At 68.7% G+C, this 16,995-nt stretch carries 15 protein-coding genes and 1 pseudogene; 10 read left to right on the top strand and 6 right to left on the bottom strand.

What is annotated here, in order from left to right:
- The 6 genes from STRIP9103_RS08110 to STRIP9103_RS08085 all read right to left on the bottom strand — a co-directional run bounded on the left by STRIP9103_RS08110 (position 1) and on the right by STRIP9103_RS08085 (position 9,818).
- The gene (locus tag STRIP9103_RS08110; protein WP_009303056.1) at positions 1–1,557 is read right to left on the bottom strand and encodes a TIGR02677 family protein; all 1,557 of its coding nucleotides are present in this window, start codon (positions 1,555–1,557) and stop codon (positions 1–3) included.
- Between the two features lie 196 nt (positions 1,558–1,753).
- The gene (locus STRIP9103_RS08105; RefSeq protein WP_234022150.1) at positions 1,754–4,951 is read right to left on the bottom strand and encodes a DEAD/DEAH box helicase; all 3,198 of its coding nucleotides are present in this window, start codon (positions 4,949–4,951) and stop codon (positions 1,754–1,756) included.
- A 1,104-nt stretch (positions 4,952–6,055) separates the two neighbouring features.
- On the bottom strand, positions 6,056–7,453 hold the full coding sequence (locus STRIP9103_RS08100; protein ID WP_009303049.1) for an NAD(P)/FAD-dependent oxidoreductase: 1,398 nt from the start codon (positions 7,451–7,453) through the stop codon (positions 6,056–6,058).
- 6 nt (positions 7,454–7,459) lie between these two features.
- Positions 7,460–8,626: an MAB_1171c family putative transporter gene (locus tag STRIP9103_RS08095; protein WP_009303024.1), complete on the bottom strand. Its 1,167-nt coding sequence runs from the start codon at positions 8,624–8,626 to the stop codon at positions 7,460–7,462.
- Positions 8,623–9,234, bottom strand: a complete 612-nt coding sequence (locus STRIP9103_RS08090; RefSeq protein WP_009303061.1) for a hypothetical protein — start codon at positions 9,232–9,234, stop codon at positions 8,623–8,625. Before STRIP9103_RS08090 ends, STRIP9103_RS08095 begins: the two co-directional genes overlap by 4 nt.
- Positions 9,231–9,818 (bottom strand): hypothetical protein, encoded by a 588-nt coding sequence (locus tag STRIP9103_RS08085; protein ID WP_234022149.1) that lies wholly within the window; start codon positions 9,816–9,818, stop codon positions 9,231–9,233. Before STRIP9103_RS08085 ends, STRIP9103_RS08090 begins: the two co-directional genes overlap by 4 nt.
- 500 nt (positions 9,819–10,318) lie before the next feature.
- Here STRIP9103_RS08085 and STRIP9103_RS08080 point away from each other — a divergent pair, with 500 nt between their 5' ends.
- From STRIP9103_RS08080 to STRIP9103_RS08045, 10 genes and pseudogenes are all read left to right on the top strand, one after another.
- Complete coding sequence (locus STRIP9103_RS08080; protein ID WP_009303051.1) at positions 10,319–10,531, top strand: hypothetical protein; 213 nt, start codon at positions 10,319–10,321, stop codon at positions 10,529–10,531.
- 284 nt (positions 10,532–10,815) lie between these two features.
- Positions 10,816–11,262: a GntR family transcriptional regulator gene (locus tag STRIP9103_RS08075; protein WP_009303050.1), complete on the top strand. Its 447-nt coding sequence runs from the start codon at positions 10,816–10,818 to the stop codon at positions 11,260–11,262.
- Between the two features lie 311 nt (positions 11,263–11,573).
- Positions 11,574–11,693 carry a keywimysin-related RiPP gene (locus STRIP9103_RS49610; protein WP_009303044.1) on the top strand — a complete coding sequence of 40 codons (120 nt, stop codon included), beginning with the start codon at positions 11,574–11,576 and terminating at the stop codon, positions 11,691–11,693.
- Positions 11,694–11,697: 4 nt separating this feature from the next.
- Complete coding sequence (locus STRIP9103_RS08070; RefSeq protein ID WP_009303038.1) at positions 11,698–13,491, top strand: asparagine synthase-related protein; 1,794 nt, start codon at positions 11,698–11,700, stop codon at positions 13,489–13,491.
- A 14-nt stretch (positions 13,492–13,505) separates the two neighbouring features.
- Positions 13,506–13,757 (top strand): lasso peptide biosynthesis PqqD family chaperone, encoded by a 252-nt coding sequence (locus STRIP9103_RS08065; protein WP_009303025.1) that lies wholly within the window; start codon positions 13,506–13,508, stop codon positions 13,755–13,757.
- Complete coding sequence (locus STRIP9103_RS08060; RefSeq protein ID WP_048819913.1) at positions 13,754–14,194, top strand: lasso peptide biosynthesis B2 protein; 441 nt, start codon at positions 13,754–13,756, stop codon at positions 14,192–14,194. The genes STRIP9103_RS08065 and STRIP9103_RS08060 overlap by 4 nt, the downstream gene beginning before the upstream one ends.
- On the top strand, positions 14,191–16,014 hold the full coding sequence (locus tag STRIP9103_RS08055; RefSeq protein ID WP_009303065.1) for an ABC transporter ATP-binding protein: 1,824 nt from the start codon (positions 14,191–14,193) through the stop codon (positions 16,012–16,014). The genes STRIP9103_RS08060 and STRIP9103_RS08055 overlap by 4 nt, the downstream gene beginning before the upstream one ends.
- Complete coding sequence (locus tag STRIP9103_RS46120; RefSeq protein WP_100243871.1) at positions 16,011–16,322, top strand: response regulator transcription factor; 312 nt, start codon at positions 16,011–16,013, stop codon at positions 16,320–16,322. Before STRIP9103_RS08055 ends, STRIP9103_RS46120 begins: the two co-directional genes overlap by 4 nt.
- Before the next feature lie 132 nt (positions 16,323–16,454).
- Positions 16,455–16,643, top strand: coding sequence for an FDLD family class I lanthipeptide (locus tag STRIP9103_RS08050; RefSeq protein ID WP_048819912.1), 189 nt, complete (start codon positions 16,455–16,457; stop codon positions 16,641–16,643).
- A 144-nt stretch (positions 16,644–16,787) separates the two neighbouring features.
- Positions 16,788–16,995: pseudogene (locus STRIP9103_RS08045) on the top strand (aminoglycoside phosphotransferase family protein); the annotation flags it as partial.

The following is a 16,995-nucleotide window of genomic DNA, read 5'->3' as shown; positions in this document are numbered from 1 at the left end:
TCATGCGGTGACCTCCAGACGGAGCCCGTCGAGATGGAGACGCCCGCGCACGGTGTCGACGGTCGTGGAGCCCTCGGCGGGGGTGAGGGTGAGCCGTACCCCGTGGGCGGATCCGGAGGCGGCGGTGACCCGGCGGCTGGCGGGGACACGGGCGGCGAGCGCCACGTCGAGGAGGGCGAGCAGCGCCCGTGTCTCGGGCTCGTCGAGCGTCCGGCCGTACACACCGTCCGAGGCGAGGGAGTTCGCGGCGCCGCTGCGCTCGGCCTGCTCCTTGAGCTGCTCGGCGCGGAGCAGGGCCCGCCGGTCGTCGTCGCGTTCGATGCGGCCGGGGCCGTGCAGGGCGGGGGTGCGGCCGGACTGGACCAGGGTGCGGGCGAGTTCGACCGGTTCGGCCTCCCACCAGGAGGTACGCCCCGGAATCTGCTCCGGGTCGGCGTACGGGACGGCGATGTGGCGGGGCGCACCGAGCCCGAACACCGCCTGGAACAGGGCGTGCGCGTCCTCGTCGCTCTCGCAGGAGGTGAACCACTGGGCGAGGTGGCGCAGTTGGCTCTCCCGGCTCACCCCGCCCCGGCGCGCCTCGGTGACCCGGCGCAGCAGGGCGAGGACGGAGCGGATCGCGGTGACGGTGGCGTCCTGCAGCCGTTCGGTCTCGCTGTGCTCGCGCTCCGCGAACCAGTGGACGATGCCGTCCCACCGGTGTCGCCAGTCCGCCAAGCGCTCGGCCGGACTGCGGAAGAGCCGCTCGTCCGCCTCCGCCGCGTACTCGATCATGCGGTCCACACCGGTGGCCGCCGCCTTCTCGACCGCCTCGGCGAGCAGCGGGGCGTAGCGTCCGAGTTCGGCGGTGAACTCCCGCATGTGCGCGAGGAGCGTGTCCTTGTGGGCGAGGAACACCTCGGGCCGGGTGTCGTTGGTACGTGCCAGGTCGCCCAGCATCAAGTAGAAACGGGCGGCCCGCTGCGCCATCTCGTTCAGCACCGAGTCGAGACGGCCGAGCTTGCGGTACACCTCCTCGCCGTCGCCCGCGGTGTTGGCATCGGCCAGCGCGCGCAGGTCACCGAGGATGTCGGGGAAGACGAGGCGGGAGAGCTGGGCGTCCTCCAGGCTCGCGCCGAGTACGTCCTCCACGGCCCGGTACGCCCGGTATCCCGCCTGGGTGAACTGGTACACGTAATGGCGGTTGCGGTACTCGGCGAGGTTCGCGGCGCGCGTCCCGTCGTACGACCGGTCCAGGACCTGCCACTCCGAGAGCGCGTCGAGCAGCGACTGCACACCGGCCGGCCCCCCGACGGCACCGACGGCGCCCGCCGCGGGGTGGTCGACGGCGAGCCGCTCCAGCAGTCCCACCGCGTCCGAAGCATGCAGCAGAACCTGGTAGTTGGCGCGCCCGCGATCGAAGGCCCGCAGCAGCCACAGGTATTCGTGGCGCTTCTCGGCGGAGGCGAAGTGGAACAGCCGCAGCCGGTCGTCGAGGGAGAACGCGTCGATACCGAACGCGCCCTCGTCTACGGGCTCCGGGGCTGGGGGCTCCGGGGCGTCGAACTCGTCACTCACAGAACAGCGGGCTTCCCTTCTCCCTTGTCTCGGCTGGTGCGCGTCCGGCCGGACTCCGCCGGTGTCCGCACCAGTCTGCCGCATCCTGACCAGCGCTGGTAAGCCGCTCCCCGGCTCATGCCACCTGTGCTACCATGCGCCCCTCTCACACCCCTACCAGGCGGTGACCGCCATGGGGATCCACCCGGCGGCCGGCTCAGAGGCGGATCGCCGCGTATGCCCCCAGCCATCCCGTCCCCAGCCGGTCGCCGCGGGTGAAGACGGCCGCTCCGCCGCGCCCCGCAGAGGGGTCGGACGGGTCGTCGGGCGGCAGGAGCAAGGTGGTCGCTTCGCCGTCGGCGATGTGCAGGGTGGTGGTCGCGCCGTTCCACAGCCGGATTACCGAGCCGGGCGGGGCCGTCACGTGGACCGTGTCGGCCTGGAGGGCGAGGTGGACGCCGGTGGCGCGCTCCGCGAGGAGTGCGCGGTAGCGGTCCGGGGGCAGGGCGCAGTCGCTCGGCGGTGTCGTCCCGCTCCAGTCGGGGGCGTCGATGCCGCGGGCGCGGGCCGCGCGCCACATCCGGGGAACGAGGTCGGGGGCGAGCGGGGCGGTGGCCATCCGTTCGCACATCCACAGCAGCCGTCCGGCTCCTCGGCCGGGCCCGAGCGTGCGCCACCGGATGCGCTGGGCCAGATCGCCGGCGACGACGGCTGCCCAGGGGTGGACCGTGCCGAGGGGGCCCTGCGCGCCGAGCCAGGCCAGGTAGCGCTGGGCCTCGTCCAGGATGCCGGTCATGGAGTCGACGGGGATGCCGAGGACGTAGCCGGGCCGGCCGCGGAAGAGGGCCGGGCGGTCGGCGACGAGGTGGAGGACCGCGCGGGCGAGGTCGCCGGCCTCCGGTCTCGGCTCGTCCTCCGCCGGCGCGTCGCTCTCCTCCGGCTCCCCGTGCTCGTGGTCCGTTTCGCGCAGTACGCGGCGCAGCGCCGTGCGTGCGCGGTCGGTGAACGGCGCCTGTTCGAGCACCGGAAGTCCGGTGCTGAGCAGGGCCGCCAGCAATCGCTCGGCGGTGAAGGCGTCTTCGGGCACGGGGGATTCCCGTACCGCTGTGGCCAGGTCGTCGGCGAGGGTGGCGTCGACCATGAAGCGGCTGGTCAGCCTGCCCAGCGGGCTCGTTTCCCAGCGGCCCTCGTCTGCGGTGACGCGCAGACAGCCCGACGCGGTGAGGAACCGAGCCGCCTCACGCAGGGGCTCGACGCCGTCCTCACCCTGATGTGCGGCGAACGTCCCCGCCCACCACGCCTCCGTCTCCTGGGCGGTGGACACCCGTTCCTGAACGGCCTCGGACAGCAGATGGTCGGGCAGATGGTCGCCCAGCCGCGACCGCACCGTGTAACCGGCGGCCAGCCGGGCCTGCCAGTGCGCCCGTTCCGCCGGGTCGGCGAGCAGGAACGCCCAGCCCTCGCGCTCCCCGGCGCCGATCCGTCCGGCCCGTCCGAACATCTGCTGGACCATGGACACCTCGATGCGATCCAGACCGATGCTGGTGTCGCTGACGATCACCGCCCGGGCGGGGAGGTTGACGCCCGCGGCGACAGTGGAGGTGGCGACCAGGATGTCCGCCGCGCGGGCGCGGAAGACCTGTTCGGCCTCCCGCTTGTACGGCCAGTCCCGGTAGTGCAGCCGTACGCCCGCCTTGGTGCACAGCCGCTCCACCTCTTCGGCGTCGTCGGCGTCCACGCCGGCGGTCGCCACGCCCCGGTCGGCGGCCAGCGCCAGCGCGGTGGCCCGCACCCGGCGTTTGCTGCCGCAGAAGACCAGCACGCTGCCGCCGTCCGCGGTGACCTCGCGGGCGATCCGTACGGCGGCCTCGGTACGCACCGCAGCCCGCGCCGCCCAGTCCGCCTCGTCCGCGAGCGGCAGCACGGGCAGCTGCCAGGTCAGCCGGGTGGGCCGCCACGCGGTGCGGACCAGGCGGGCGCCCAGCCACTCGGCGACCTCGTCCGCGTTGGCGACCGTCGCCGACAGCCCGATGATCCGTGTCCCGGTGCTGTCACTGCCTTTCCGTACGCGGGTGAGCAGCGCTTCCAGTACGGCCCCGCGGGCCGGATCGCCGAGCAGATGGATCTCGTCGACGACCAGGCAGCCGACCTCGGCGAGCGCGTCGCGCAGCGAGCCGGCCCGGCAGATCGCCTCGAACTTCTCCGTGGTGGCCACCCACACGTCGGCCGCCCGGATCAGCTCCGTGTCGACGGCGGCCTCACCGGTCAGGCGCACCACGCGCAGGCCACGGCGCCGCCACAGCTGAAGCTCACGGTCGAGTTCGTCGGTGAGCGAGCGCTGCGGCACCAGCCAGGCAGCCTTCCGGCCCCCGGCGTGCGCCTGAAGCGCCGCGACCATCCCGATCGGTGTCTTGCCCGCCCCGGTGGGCGCCACCACGACCAGATGCCCGGTGCCCTCCCGTACCACCGGCACGGCCGCCGCCTGCGCCGGATTGAACGACGGGTGCGGCAGCAGCGCGGCCCACTCGGCGGGCACCAGCTCCTCGACAGGCACATACGCGCCGCCGTCGCCCTCCGGCAACTCCTCCAGCGCGTCCCACTGCGCGGCGAACGCGTCCCGGGCCGCCGCCGCCCAGGGACCCGCGGCCGGGACGGCGCCACCCGGACCGACCGCGACCAGATCCGTACAGCCGCCCGACTCGTTGACGGTGCCGACCTGTTCGGCCTCCTCCCAGTAGCGGCTGACGCGGTGGGGGACGCCGTGCTCCGCGAGCCGTCCGCGCAGCGCGTCGTACTCCGGCCCCTCGGGCAGGATCACCCGCACATCGTCGGCCGCCGCGAGCGCCTCCTCGGCCGGGCGCCACGCCGGATCGGTCACCTTGCACCACAACAGGGCCCGCTTCCCGGCCTGTTCCGGCACGGCCAGGTCCTCCGGCCACGCCGGACGCGGCCCTTCGCGCACCGCCGCGGGCAACCGTCCGGGGACACGGATCGCGGTCACGGTGCCCCCTGTGCCGCCCGGACAGGGCCTCGGCGGCTCAGGAACGGACGCCGAAGGTACGGCCGTGAGCTGGTCGTACGTCTTCACCCCCAGGTCCGCGAGGCTGAACGCGGTGGGGCAGGCGGGGCAGATGAGCGCGGTGTACCGGTACACCCGCCCCTGCGACGCATACGGCCTGCGCAGGGCATGCAACTCCCCTTCACAGACAGGACAACGGTGCCCGACCCGTTCCTCGTAACTCCACCCCGGCTCCGAGAACCGCGCCGGGAACGGTCCGCCCAGAGCCACGCCCCACCGCCGCCGTGTCACCTCGGCCACGGAGCCCTCCGCGCCCGTCCCGGACTGTGCCGGAACTCCCCCAGCCTTCGGCCGGGGGGACCCCCACTCGTCCATCACTCCGTCCGCGCTGCGCATGCCGCGACTGTGGCATGCCGTGATCTACGCTCGCAGGCGGTTCATACCTCTTCCACCGCTACGAGAGCGGCTTGTGCTCAACCGGCCAGGGGAGTCACGCCTCGCCGCGCACACTCCTGCGCATGGCGTGTTGTCGACCGATGACAAAGCACGGCGCCCCCCTGCGGCCGTCCCGTCAACGAGGACCTGCCACGTCCAGTGCCGCCACGGTGGATACCGACGGCGCGAACTCGACACTCGGCACACGAAGCGTTCCCTCTGTCACGTCACGCTCCCGAGCGTTTCCAACTGCCGGCTCCAACCGCAATCCTGCGGTGGCGATGCCGACGAGGTACGCGAGGCGAAGCCATCATCGGCAACCCGAACCTGACTGAGGCTGTTGAGCGCCAACTGTTTCAGGCGCAGGAGTCGCTCCACGAGCGGGTTGTCGATCGTGCCCCATGTGGAGCGCGTTGATCGTGGGATTTTCCGGATGGCACAACCCTGCGGCCTTGAGCACGCCTGTGAGGGCACGGCGGCCGAGGATCCGTTTGCACGATCTCTGCACGCTTGGCCACCGCATGGCCACCACACTGAACCCAACAGACCCCAACCGACCGGCAGCACGGAACAAAAAGCCAGGTCACAGCCCTGTGAACCGAAACGGCCACTACCTGTCAATCCCAGACCTACGCATGGCGATGCGTAGACCACAGGTGCCCGATCAGCCTGGATTCCAAGGTCACCCGAAGCAAGAAACCCCAGCTCAGAGGCCCGACCCGGGGTTCACCATAGAGCCGCCTTCGGGATTCGAACCCGAGACCTACGCATTACGAGACCATGACCATTCGTGTTGCGTAATGCCGCGTCGTACTGTCCCGTGACGTTTTGCCTGATCAGAGCACATGCCACAGGTTGACCTGTGCCACCCCGTGATGCACTGTCCAAAGGCGTCTGTCCACCGGCTGTCCACCGGCGAGGCATCCGGAAGTGGTCAACCACGGCGCTGCGTGGCTGCACGCGTAGCTGCTGACGGGGCCAGACGGGCATACGAGGATGCTTGTTCGACCTCGACACAAGCGCCTCTGAAGCAGGTCGAGCTGCAGCAGTGGTCGACACTGATGGTTAGGAGGTCGCTGCTTCTCGCTCTCCGCCGGTCAGAGGCGGCCCCTGCAGATGGGGCTTCTTAGGACCGAAGAGCATCGGGATCAGCATGTCCGGGGAGAGCAGGCGGGTTGCCGGCTTTTCCATACTCATCACGTCGAGCAGTGCCCTCATCGCGCGGGGGTTTCGGGCTCCGGTTGCAACAGCGCGGTCGACGAAGCGGGCGAGCAACCTTTCAACTGAGGTGGGTGGGGTGTCTGTTGCGCCGGGGTAGAAGGCGTCTTGGCCGATAGCAAGGTCCCACGCTGCGGCAACGGGCCGTGAGGCAGCTCGTTGGAGGCGGCGGGCTGTGCCAGGCACTGTGAGGCCAGTGGAGCGGAGTACGTCGCAGACAGCGGTCGCGCTCTGGGCTGCGACGGTCAGGCCGTGTCCGTAGACGGGGTTGTAGGCGGCGACGGCGTCGCCGAGGACAATGAAGCCGTCCGGCCAGTGCTTCGCCTTCTCGTAGTAGCGGCGGCGGTTGGCGGTGCCACGGGTCGTGACGATGTCGCTGATGGGTTCGACCTTCTGGAGCAGTTCGCCTATGACCGGGTGGCCGAAGCCCAGGGCGAAAGCAGCGAAGGCGTCCGGGTCGGCGGTGGGTTCGCCGCCGCGTGTGCCTCCTAGAGTGACGAGCCACTGGTTGTTCTCGATGGGGAGGATGATGCCGCCCCGGCCGGGGGCCTGTCTGGGGTTGGCCTGCACGTTGATCAGCGGGAAGTCGCTGCCAGCACGGCTCGGAGCCTTGTAGAGGCGAGTGGCGTAGGTGACGCCAGGGTTGACTTCCCGTTCGGTTGCTCTGGGGAGACCCAGGTCTACGAGCCACTGCGAGGCGTGGGAGCCGCGGCCGGAGGCATCGACGACAAGGTCGGCGTTCAGGACGGATTCTTCTTCGCCGGTGCGGACGCGGAGGCCGGTCACCTGGGTGGCGGTGCCCTCCAGCGACAGGGCAGTGGTCATGTCTCGGAGGGTGATCCGTGCATTGGTGAGGACGCGGTCACGTATGACGGCGTCGAGCAGGTCTCTGGAGCACACCATGTTGCGGTGGTGAGTGGACCGGAAACGGCGGAACCACACGCCGTTGGGGGCGCGGGAGACCATGTCGCCCATGATGTGGGCCATGCGCCCACCCCGGGCAACGACGTCGTCGGTGAGACCGGGCAGAAGGTCGTTGAAGGCCCGGACGCCGCCGCTCCACACAACGTGTGCGTGCCGTGCCTGGGGAACGCCTCGGCGCGGTTCGGGCCCCTCGGGCAGGGTGTCGCGTTCGATGACTTCGACGTCTGCGAACTCAGCGAGAGCTGCGGCGGCGAAGAGCCCGGCGGCGCTGGCGCCGATGACGACTGCGGTAGGCCGACGAGTGGTGGCGCTGTCAGGCATGTGCGTTCATGCTTTCTGTCCGGTTGCGCACTGGCGGAGGCTGTTGACGGTGGCAGGGCTGTCGAGGGCGACGGAGATGGCCGCGACGTGGTCGGTGATCTCGGTGCCGATCTGTGGGGTCTGTCCGCTGGCGGAGACGGGTGTGCCGTTGCTGCAGGCAGCGATCGCGTCGCGGATGGCGACGGCTCCGGCGATGGCGCGGGCCTTGGGCTCGGTGTAGGTCGCGGCGGCCTCCGTGTACGCCTGGTGGTACAGGGCCGTGTTGTAGTACGGGGCGAGCAGACGCAGAGAGTCGTGGATACGCTGGCGGCGCTGCAGCACGCGCAACTCCAGTGGAACCCAGTACCCGAACCGTGCCGTTGCTGCGGCGGGGGCCAGGACGAGTACCGCGCGCCACAGTGGTCTCAACCGGCGATACTCGCGCCGGTTTCGGCTCCACTCCTTGAGGGCCGGGCCAGCCTGGGGGGTGATGAAGCCTACGGCTGCGAGCGCCCCCTCCATGAGTGCCAGAGGTGGTGCGGCCTTCGTACTGAGCCAGTCCCAGTCGGCGCCGAGCCAGCGGGCCGTGATCGCAGTCAGTTTGGCTATGTCGAAGGCCAGGCCTAGGACGAAAGAGCCTTGCAGGAAGACGACCCCTGACTTCAGCCAGGGGTTCTCGACTTCCTTGAACCACTTCCAGAGCATGAACACCGAAGCGGAACACGTGGTGAAGTGCGCGAGCAGGTAGAGCAGGATGTGTTCACGCATCCACGGCGTGCTGGCGTAGTAGGTATCGAGGTCGTAGATTCGCACGTCCGGCGCATCGGCGAGGAAGAAAGTGACCCACAGAACTATGATCATGCCGGTGTAGATCGCATAGATGCGCCGGATCTTGCGCCGCCGGTGCTCGGATGGTTCCTCGCTCCAGCGCATGATCATGGCCAGGCCTGTGGCACCGGACGCGGTCAGGAACGAATAGGCCCAAGGTGCCGCTATGTTCGGGACACCCGTGACTTCGTTGAGGCGCTCGATGTTGACGGGAATGATGACAGTGAACGCAGCCGTGGCCCAGACCAGCAGCAGGGTTGTTGCTCTTACCTCGGGGTTGCGCCAGGCTCGGATGAACGTCGGGATCTTGAAGAACAGCGCAAGCGCCAGCAGGACGGCAGGGACCGAGTAAGGGACGTAGATCATAAAAGTATGCGTCCACCGCGGTTGGTGAGCGACACGTTGATGCGTCCCTCGAGAGTTGACTCACTGACGGGGCCTTCGGCGTAGCGGCCCTTCACCCATGCACGGACCTCGCTGCCGAACAGCAGGCCAAAGGTCTCCGCTGCCGCCTCGCGCTCCGCAAGGGACTCTGCACGCGCCGCGCCCATCTGGATCGCTTCGCGTGGCACGTCCTGGTCGGTCAGGATCTGATCGACTACGCGCTGTAGCGTGCCGGGGGCCTGGGCGGGCACGAGCGCGCGGGCGGCAGCTGCCAATCCGGGGGTGTGGTGGCCGCAGTCGCCTTGTTCCTCGTGCCACAGTTCGTGTCCGAGGATGACCAGCTGTGCCTCCGGCACGGTTGCTTTCTCGACCACGATGATCGACCGATCCCCGCAGTCCAGGCGCATGCCGGACACGGGAATGTCCGAGGGAAAGCGTCGAAACAGGAGTTCAATCGGGTGGCCCGTACGAACACTCATCGCCCGGCAGAACTCCCGCATGACCACCTCCGCGTCCGCGGGCCGGTCGATCGAGTGAGCTGCTTCTCTCCCGAGCGCAGACAAAAGTGATTTCATGGCTCGGATGTTCATCGGGCTGAGTCTCCCCCCGGGGGCAGGACCGACCGGATAACGCCGGCAAGGAGCACCTCAAGCTGCTCAGGCGTCAAGGAACCGGCGTGCCTGAGGTCGGCGTTGACGACGCCGTACTTCTTCATCAGCGCCTGGACGGGATCGGATGCGGGGTTTTCGTACTTCTGGAGGATCGACTGGAGAACACGATTGAGTGAGTCCTCCGCTGACATGGTGAAGAACGTCTCCCCGCCTTCGACGTCGAAGAAGTCCGCGAAGTCGTGGAGCAAGGGCACGTTGGGCATCTTCTCGCCTTTGAGGAGCTTTCGCGCCCAAACTTCGGAAATCGTGAGGCGATCTGCAACCTCAGAAACGAGGTCGCTCAACTTCTTGTTCGTACGAGTCAAGTAGGCGTTTGCCAGGGCGTTGATGCGTGCGCAGACCCTTTGCTGAATGGTGTCCGGTGGCGGGTTGCCACCGCGAAGCAACTCACGAACAACATCCTCAGGAAGAGCCGTCTGAGCTGCCAGCTCTCGGGAGTTGAGGCCCTCCGTCTCACGGTGCGCACTGAGGCGCCGAAGAGTTTCGGTGAGAGGTTGCTCCACCAATCGCTCCCAAGGTCGGTGTGCCTGTCCCACGCACACTACTCGGCTCTTCAGCAGTCCCTCAAACGATCGTTCCGTGGCAGGAAACGATCGTTGACATGCCTGCGGGGGCATAGCAAGATCCGGCAGCGGAATCGTTCGGTCCGACGACTCCACGTGATCGTCGATCGGCAGGCGCCCACCGAAAGAGCCATCTATGCCCAGAGAGCCACCGGCGTGTGCGACTTTCTCGTATGCGCGGTTTCCTCGCGCCGCGGACCAGGCATACCCAGGGCGCTTGGCAAAGACTTTTGATCATGGATCAGTGCTGATCGACCGAGGCCGAGGAGGGTCAGCGACCGCTGGGAGGGCGAAGGGCTGTGGTGCGGAGCCTGGCGGCGATGTCGACGTGGCCGGCGGTGGGAAACTGGTGGATGACGAAGCTGCGCAGGGGGCCATGTTCTCCGGGTTCTCCGGGCCGTGACCGGCGCGGATCTTGGAGGCGTCCTCACGGGCTGGCGGTGTCCCGGACGAAGTGGAGCGGGTTTTCGATCATCCAGTGCGCCCTCAAGATCTTCGCGATCGGCTCGGGGGGATGCCGGGCGGCTGGTCAGGTCGGTGATGACGTGGACCGTCTCCCGGCTCCGTTTACCGGTTCTGGTGTCGATGCGATGCCGGACGGCCCTGGCGACTTCATCGCCGTACCGGTCGCCGACGCGTTTGCCGGTGACTGAACACACGAGCCCAAGCCCAGCCCTGATCACGTTCGCCCCGCGCGTCCCGTTCCGGACGGCACGAAACCCATCCGGACAGGGCCCCCGCGACAGCGTTGTCACGACTCCGAGTACTCGCTCAGCCCACCGGCCCATCGAGGGCCGCAATACCAACCAGGCAGACTCCGGTCCCGCGCCGACCACGCGGAGGCCGGCCCACGGGGCTGCCTCGGTCATCACCGCGCCGGTAAGTCGATGACTTGGCGCGTTTTTTGACACATCCGAACTATGGGGGGAACAGCAGGATGTTACCTGTGCCTGGTGTCGCGAATGTCCACCGACAGAGCGGTGAGGCCACGACACCGCTCTATGTCCAGATCAAGGTGAGAATCAGAGCAGATATAGCGTCCGGCCTGTATGCCCGGGGAGAGCAGCTTCCCCCGGCGGACCAACTCGGCAAGAAATACGGGGCCAACAAGAACACCGTTCTGCGAGCACTGCGGATGCTGCGGAGCGAGGGAATCATCGATTTCGGCCGTGGCCGCGGCCCCGTCGTCCTCCATTCCTCACACCCGATGAACATGGACGACATCTCCGTACAACTCCAGCAGGTCGTCAACCTGGCGGATGTATCCGGCATTTCACGCACCGCGATCATCTCCGCCATCGAGCGAATGCCGCGCGTGGTGGCGCGCCACGGGCGGACGCAGTGCGGTCCACTCCAGTCGCCGCAGGCCCGGCGACCCCTGTGACACCACTGCTGGATCGGCGTGGTGCCAATGAAGCTCATACGGAGAGTGAAGAAGAGCCTAAGAAAGCCAGGTCGATCCACTGCGCCCGGTCTACCCGCCCCACGAGTGGACGGCGCGTCTTCGCGCTGGTGGCAGCCATGTCAGTGGACGCCGAATGGCGGACCGGGCGTGGCCACCCAAAGTGGTGGGCCTGGAGAGCTTCTTGATCGGTTCTCGGAGCGGGACCAAGATTTCCGCTGTGAGCGGCACCCGATTTCCCGAAATCGAGTGCCGCCCTGTCAGAAATTCCCGCGAGAGAAAGGACAAGGAATATGGCCAGGAAGGTCTACGAGGTTCCGGCGCTGTCCAAGGCCGGCGACTTCCGCAAGGACACCGGATTCCTGAAGCGCGGGCCGCACGAGCCCAAGGTCCGTCTGCCTCTGGGCCTGTAGTCCGATGACAGACCACGGCGAGGGATGGTTCACGCTGTTCCCGGACTGTGAGGCCGCCCTCGCCGTGGCCTCCCGCATGGTGACACGTGCCGCGCGAACCATCGCCCACCCCTCCGGAAACCCGTTTATCTTGGGCGACTGGCTCACCTCCGTCCAAGCCCGCAACGGACACGGCCTGTTCGTGGCGCTGATCGGGCACACTCCCGTCGGTCAACGCGAACTTGAAGCCCACATCGCCGACGTGAGGGACATCGACGCACTCGACCGCCTGACCGCGCGCCTGCCCGGCGACTTCCACGCCGTTGTGGAGGCACACGGCGAGATCCACGCCCGCGGCACAGCTGGCGGGCTGCGCCGCCTGTTCCACGCCACCGTCGGCGAGGTCACCGTGTCCGCCAACCGCGCCGACACTCTGGCGCGGTTGCTCGACGCACCACTGGACGAGGACATGCTCGCCCTTCGCCTCCTGGACTTTGTACCCCATCCGCTGGGTGACGTGCCGCTGTGGCGCGGTGTGCGCGCCGTCGTTCCCGGCGACCTCCTCCGGTTCGGCCGGGGCAGGACCGGGACGGTCCGCTGGTGGGAACCCCCACACACCCATGTCCCGCTCGTCGAGGGTGCCGAGGCACTGCGCGAGGCACTCGACGACGCCGTACGTTTCCGGGTGGCCGCGGCCGAAACAGTCAGCTGCGACCTGTCCGGCGGCCTGGACTCCACCACCATCTGCGCCCTAGCCGCCCGAGCGAGCGCGGAGCCGCTGCCCGCGCTCACCATGCCCAGCCGGGACATCGGTGACGATGACGTGCACTGGGCCCGGCTGGCGGCGTCCGAGATCGACAGCCTGGAACACATCCTGCTGGGCATCGACGAGATCCCGCTGTTCTACAGCGGTCTGCTCGACGTCACCGGTCCCGTCGACGAACCGCTGCCCACGATCATCGACCAGCCCCGCCAACTGGTCGGCCACGACGGGCTCCTCGCCCGTGGCTCGCGGCTGCACTTCACCGGCATGGGCGGCGACCACGTCCTGTGGGGCCACCCCGCCCATCACCGGGATCTGCTGACCACCCGTCCGCTCAAGGCGCTGCGCAGCATCCGGGGTTACCGTGCCCAGAACCGCTGGTCGTTGCGGGAGACGGTGTCGGTGCTCACCGACCGGCGGCCGTACGGCCAGTGGCTGGCGGACACCGCCGACCGGATCACCGCCCCCCGGTCGGCTCCGCACAGTCCAGACGTCTTCTCCTGGGACATACCGCCGCGGTTGCCGACGTGGGTCACACCCGACGCCGCCGACTCCGTACGCAGGAAGCTACGGGAGGCCGCGGCGACGGCCGAGCCTCGTGGCGCCACCCACGCACTGCACAACGAACTCCACACGCTTCACCACGGGACGCGCGCCACCCGCGTTCTGCACCAGGTGGCAGAGCACAGCGGACTGCCGCTGGCCAGCCCGTTCCTGGACGACCGGGTCATCACGGCGTGCTGGTCCGTACGTTCCGAGGAGCGCACCACCCCTTGGGAGTTCAAGCCGCTGCTGAAGACGGCGATGCGCGGTCATGTACCCGACGCCCTGCTGCGGCGTACCACCAAGGGCGAGGCATCGGTCGACGCGGCCAACGGCCTGCGGGAGAACCGGGTGCGGTTGGCCGAACTGTGGCGGGAGTCGCACCTCGCCAAGGCCGGCCTCGTCGATGCCGAACGCCTCGTGGACATCACCCTCCGGCCCTCATCGCCCGAACTGCGGCACGGCGGCCTCGACGCCACGCTCGCCTGCGAGATCTGGCTTCGCACCATCTGAAGGGGAACATCTCCATGCAATTGCGCGAGGACGTGTCCTTGGTCGACACGGACTACGGCAAGGTCCTGCTGAACGGCGGTACGGGCGAGTACTGGGAACTCAACCCGACCGGTGGTCTGATCCTGGCGGCCCTGCTCGAAGGCAGTCCGGCCGAGGAGATCATCGGCACACTGTGCGCCGAGTTCGAGGTGGACGAGGACCGCGCGACGACCGACGTGGCCGCGCTGCTGTCCGCCCTGCGCGAGGCCCGGCTGGTGAGGGCATGAGCTTCCACCCGGTGCCGGAGACGCATACGGGAACGTCGTTCGGGCAACGCACCCAGGCCCGTATTGCCGTCGCCGTGGCGCGGCCGCTCCTGCTTCTCCCGCCGGCCCGCCTGGGCCGGCTGCTCCGCCGCGTGGCGCGCGGAGCCCGCCCGGCCGGTCACGACAGGGCCCTTCGCGCCCGCCGAGCGGTCACCACCGTCAGCGCGGTGTGCGCCGGACGGGAGGGCTGTCTGCCTCGTTCCGTTGCCACGGCCCTGCTGTGCCGGGCCAGGGGAGAGTGGCCCACCTGGTGCGTCGGCGTCCGCAGCGCGCCGCCGTTCGGCGCCCACGCCTGGGTCGAGGCGGATGGCCGACTGGTGGGCGAGGAGCTGCCCCAGGGCTACTTCCAGGTGCTGATCGGTGTGAGCCCCGGGGCAGGGAAGAGGGGTCGCTCATGACCGGCGACGTCAAGGCGACCGCTGCCGGGGGCACCGGGGCGGTCCAGGACCAGGCGGGGTCGGCCCAGGAAACCGACGGCCCGCGCATCGGCGATCTGCTGCGCCTGCTGCGGGGCAGCGGCCGTACCGTGGTCGCGGCGCTCGTGCTGACGGTCACGGGTACGGTAGTCGGCCTGTTCCAGCCACTGCTGACCATGCGTCTGATCGACCGAGTCTCGGCCCATGAAGCCGTCGCCTCGCTCGTCGTGGCCCTGACCGCTCTCTTCCTCGCCCAGGCGGCGCTGGAGGCCGGCGGTCAGTACCTGCTGGACGCGACCGGCGAGAGCGTGGTCCGGCGGCTGCGGCGCCGGCTCGTCGAGCGACTGATGTTCGTCCGGATCCAGGAACTCGACGGCCGACGGACCGGCGATCTGCTGTCACGGGTCGGGACGGACACCACCGTGCTGCGCGACATGGTGGCCGGCAGCTTCGTCCAACTCGTCACCGTAGGCGTCACCGGCGTCGGTGCCGCGGGGCTGATGATCTGGATCGACCCGGTGATGTTCCTCATGGTCGCCGCAACACTTGTGGTCGCCGCCGTCCTCGTCGCCGGCGTGATGGCCGGCATCCGCAGCAGCACCGAGCAGGCCCTCGCCGGCGTCGGAGCGATGACCGCCGACCTCGAACGCGTGCTCGGCGGCATCAGGACGGTCCGGGCCGCCCGTGCCGAGCGCCGGGAGGCCGAACGCATCGGAGCGGACGTCGACACCGCCTACACCGCGGGACTGCGCTCCGCGCGGCTGGGCTCCGTCGTGGGACCGGCCATGGAGATCGCGGTCAACGGTTCGTTCCTCCTCGTCCTGTTGATCGGCGCGGTCCGTGTGTCGAACGGATCGATGACCGTCAGCGAGCTCGTGGCGTTTCTCCTGTTCGCCACCTATCTCGTCATGCCGCTCGCGGGACTCTTCAACGCGCTCAGCCTCATCCAGCGCGGCCTGGGATCGCTCGGCCGGATCGAGGACGTCCTGGGGCTGCCCGTGGAAGAGGTCACGCAGGCGCCGGCGACGCCACCCGCGGCTTCCTCATCGACGCTGCTCGATCTGCGGAACGTCACCTTCTCGTACGGTGAACGGCCCGTGCTGCGCGACGTCTCCTTCACGGTGCCGCGGACCGGCATCGTCGCGCTCGTGGGACGCTCCGGTGCCGGTAAGAGCACCATCGTGTCGCTCGTGGAGAAGTTCTACGAGCCCGACGGCGGACACATCGCCTTCGACGGCACGGACATCCGCGATGTCGACCCGCGCGCGCACCGTGCCCGGATCGGTCTCGTCGAGCAACACGCGCCCCTGCTGCACGGAACCCTGCGCGACAACCTGGTGTACGCGACTCCGGCGGCGGACGAGGAAAGCATTCGCGAAACGCTGCGAATGGTCAACCTCGAAGAACTCGTCGAACGTCTTCCGGACGGGCTGCGGACAGAAGTCGGTGACCGCGGTTTCAATCTTTCCGGCGGAGAACGCCAACGAGTCGCCATTGCTCGCGCATTGCTGGGCCGACCGCATCTCCTGCTGCTGGACGAACCCACATCGCAACTCGACCTCATCAACGAACGGGAAATCACCGAGATGTTACGGAAGATATCCCGGAAACACGCTCTGCTGGTGGTGGCCCATCGAATGTCGACCGTACGCGCGGCCGACCGGATCGTCGTCCTGGACGACGGCCGGGTCAGCGCCATGGGCACGCACGAACAATTGCTCACCGACGAGCCGTTCTACCGACGGCTGACCACCGACCATCTCAAACACCCTGACGCGGACAGGAGCATGGCAGCACCGTGAGCGGCACCGGCGCACCCCCTTCCGGCTCCGCATGCGCGGAGCCTCACTGGAGACCGGCCCTGGACCGAGTGGGCCGGCTCACCCCCCGCGAGCAGGAGACCTTTCTCCTACTCGCCGAAGGACTGTCCAACGAAGCGATGGCGCAGCGCCTCCATGTGAGCGAGCGGACCGTACGTGCTCATGTGTCCGCCGTCATGGGAAAGCTGGAGCTCGGTTCACGCCTGACCGCCTGTCTGGCGTCGTACACATTCTTGACAGAAAGACGATCCGACGCTCACCCGAGCGAGCTGGATAAATCCAGAAGCTGACTCCGAAAATATTGTCGCCACGGCCAATAGAGACTCCCTGAGACGATTCGACATGATTCTTTGCACGCCGGGAAAACACCGGCGCTCCCGGCTTACCTCACGGCCGGGAAAGGAATCACGAAAGGAAATTAAATGTCGGACGCATTCGACCTCGACGCCCGGATCTCCGCTCCCTCCGCCAGCCCTGCCGGTGAGCAGGCGCCCCCGCCGTCCATCTCTCAGATCGCGACCAGGACGGTCTGCACCAAGAGTGTCTGCCAGGTCACCAACACCTGCGCCGGCACCTCGGTGTGCACGGTCTTCTGCTCGCCCGGTAAGTGATCTCGGGCTGAACGCCTGACGGGGAGGGGTCGTCAAGGCACCGCGCACATCGTCCGACCTGTGCGAATGCGAGACTGGCCGCCGTATGGCGTGAACCTGACGCCCTGCTGGGGCGGGCCAGTGGTATGGACACGGAGGCGAAGGATGGACGAGGCACGGGCGCGGGACGTACTGGGCGCGGCGGGTGTGCTGCCCGGGGCGGCCGGGGACGCGCGGCTGCTCGCGCTCGGCGAGAACGCGGTGTTCGCCGTCGGTGACCTGGTGGTCAAGGTGGGCCGCGACGCCGAACTCCTCGACCGGGCCCGCCGTGAACTGCGGATCGCGGTCTGGCTCGCGGAGGCCGGGGTGCCGG

The sequence above is a fragment of the Streptomyces ipomoeae 91-03 genome, from assembly GCF_000317595.1.
Taxonomy (GTDB): Bacteria; Actinomycetota; Actinomycetes; order Streptomycetales; family Streptomycetaceae; genus Streptomyces; species Streptomyces ipomoeae.
Note: the sequence above shows the minus strand (reverse complement) of the source record. Positions and strands in the feature narration are given on the sequence as shown.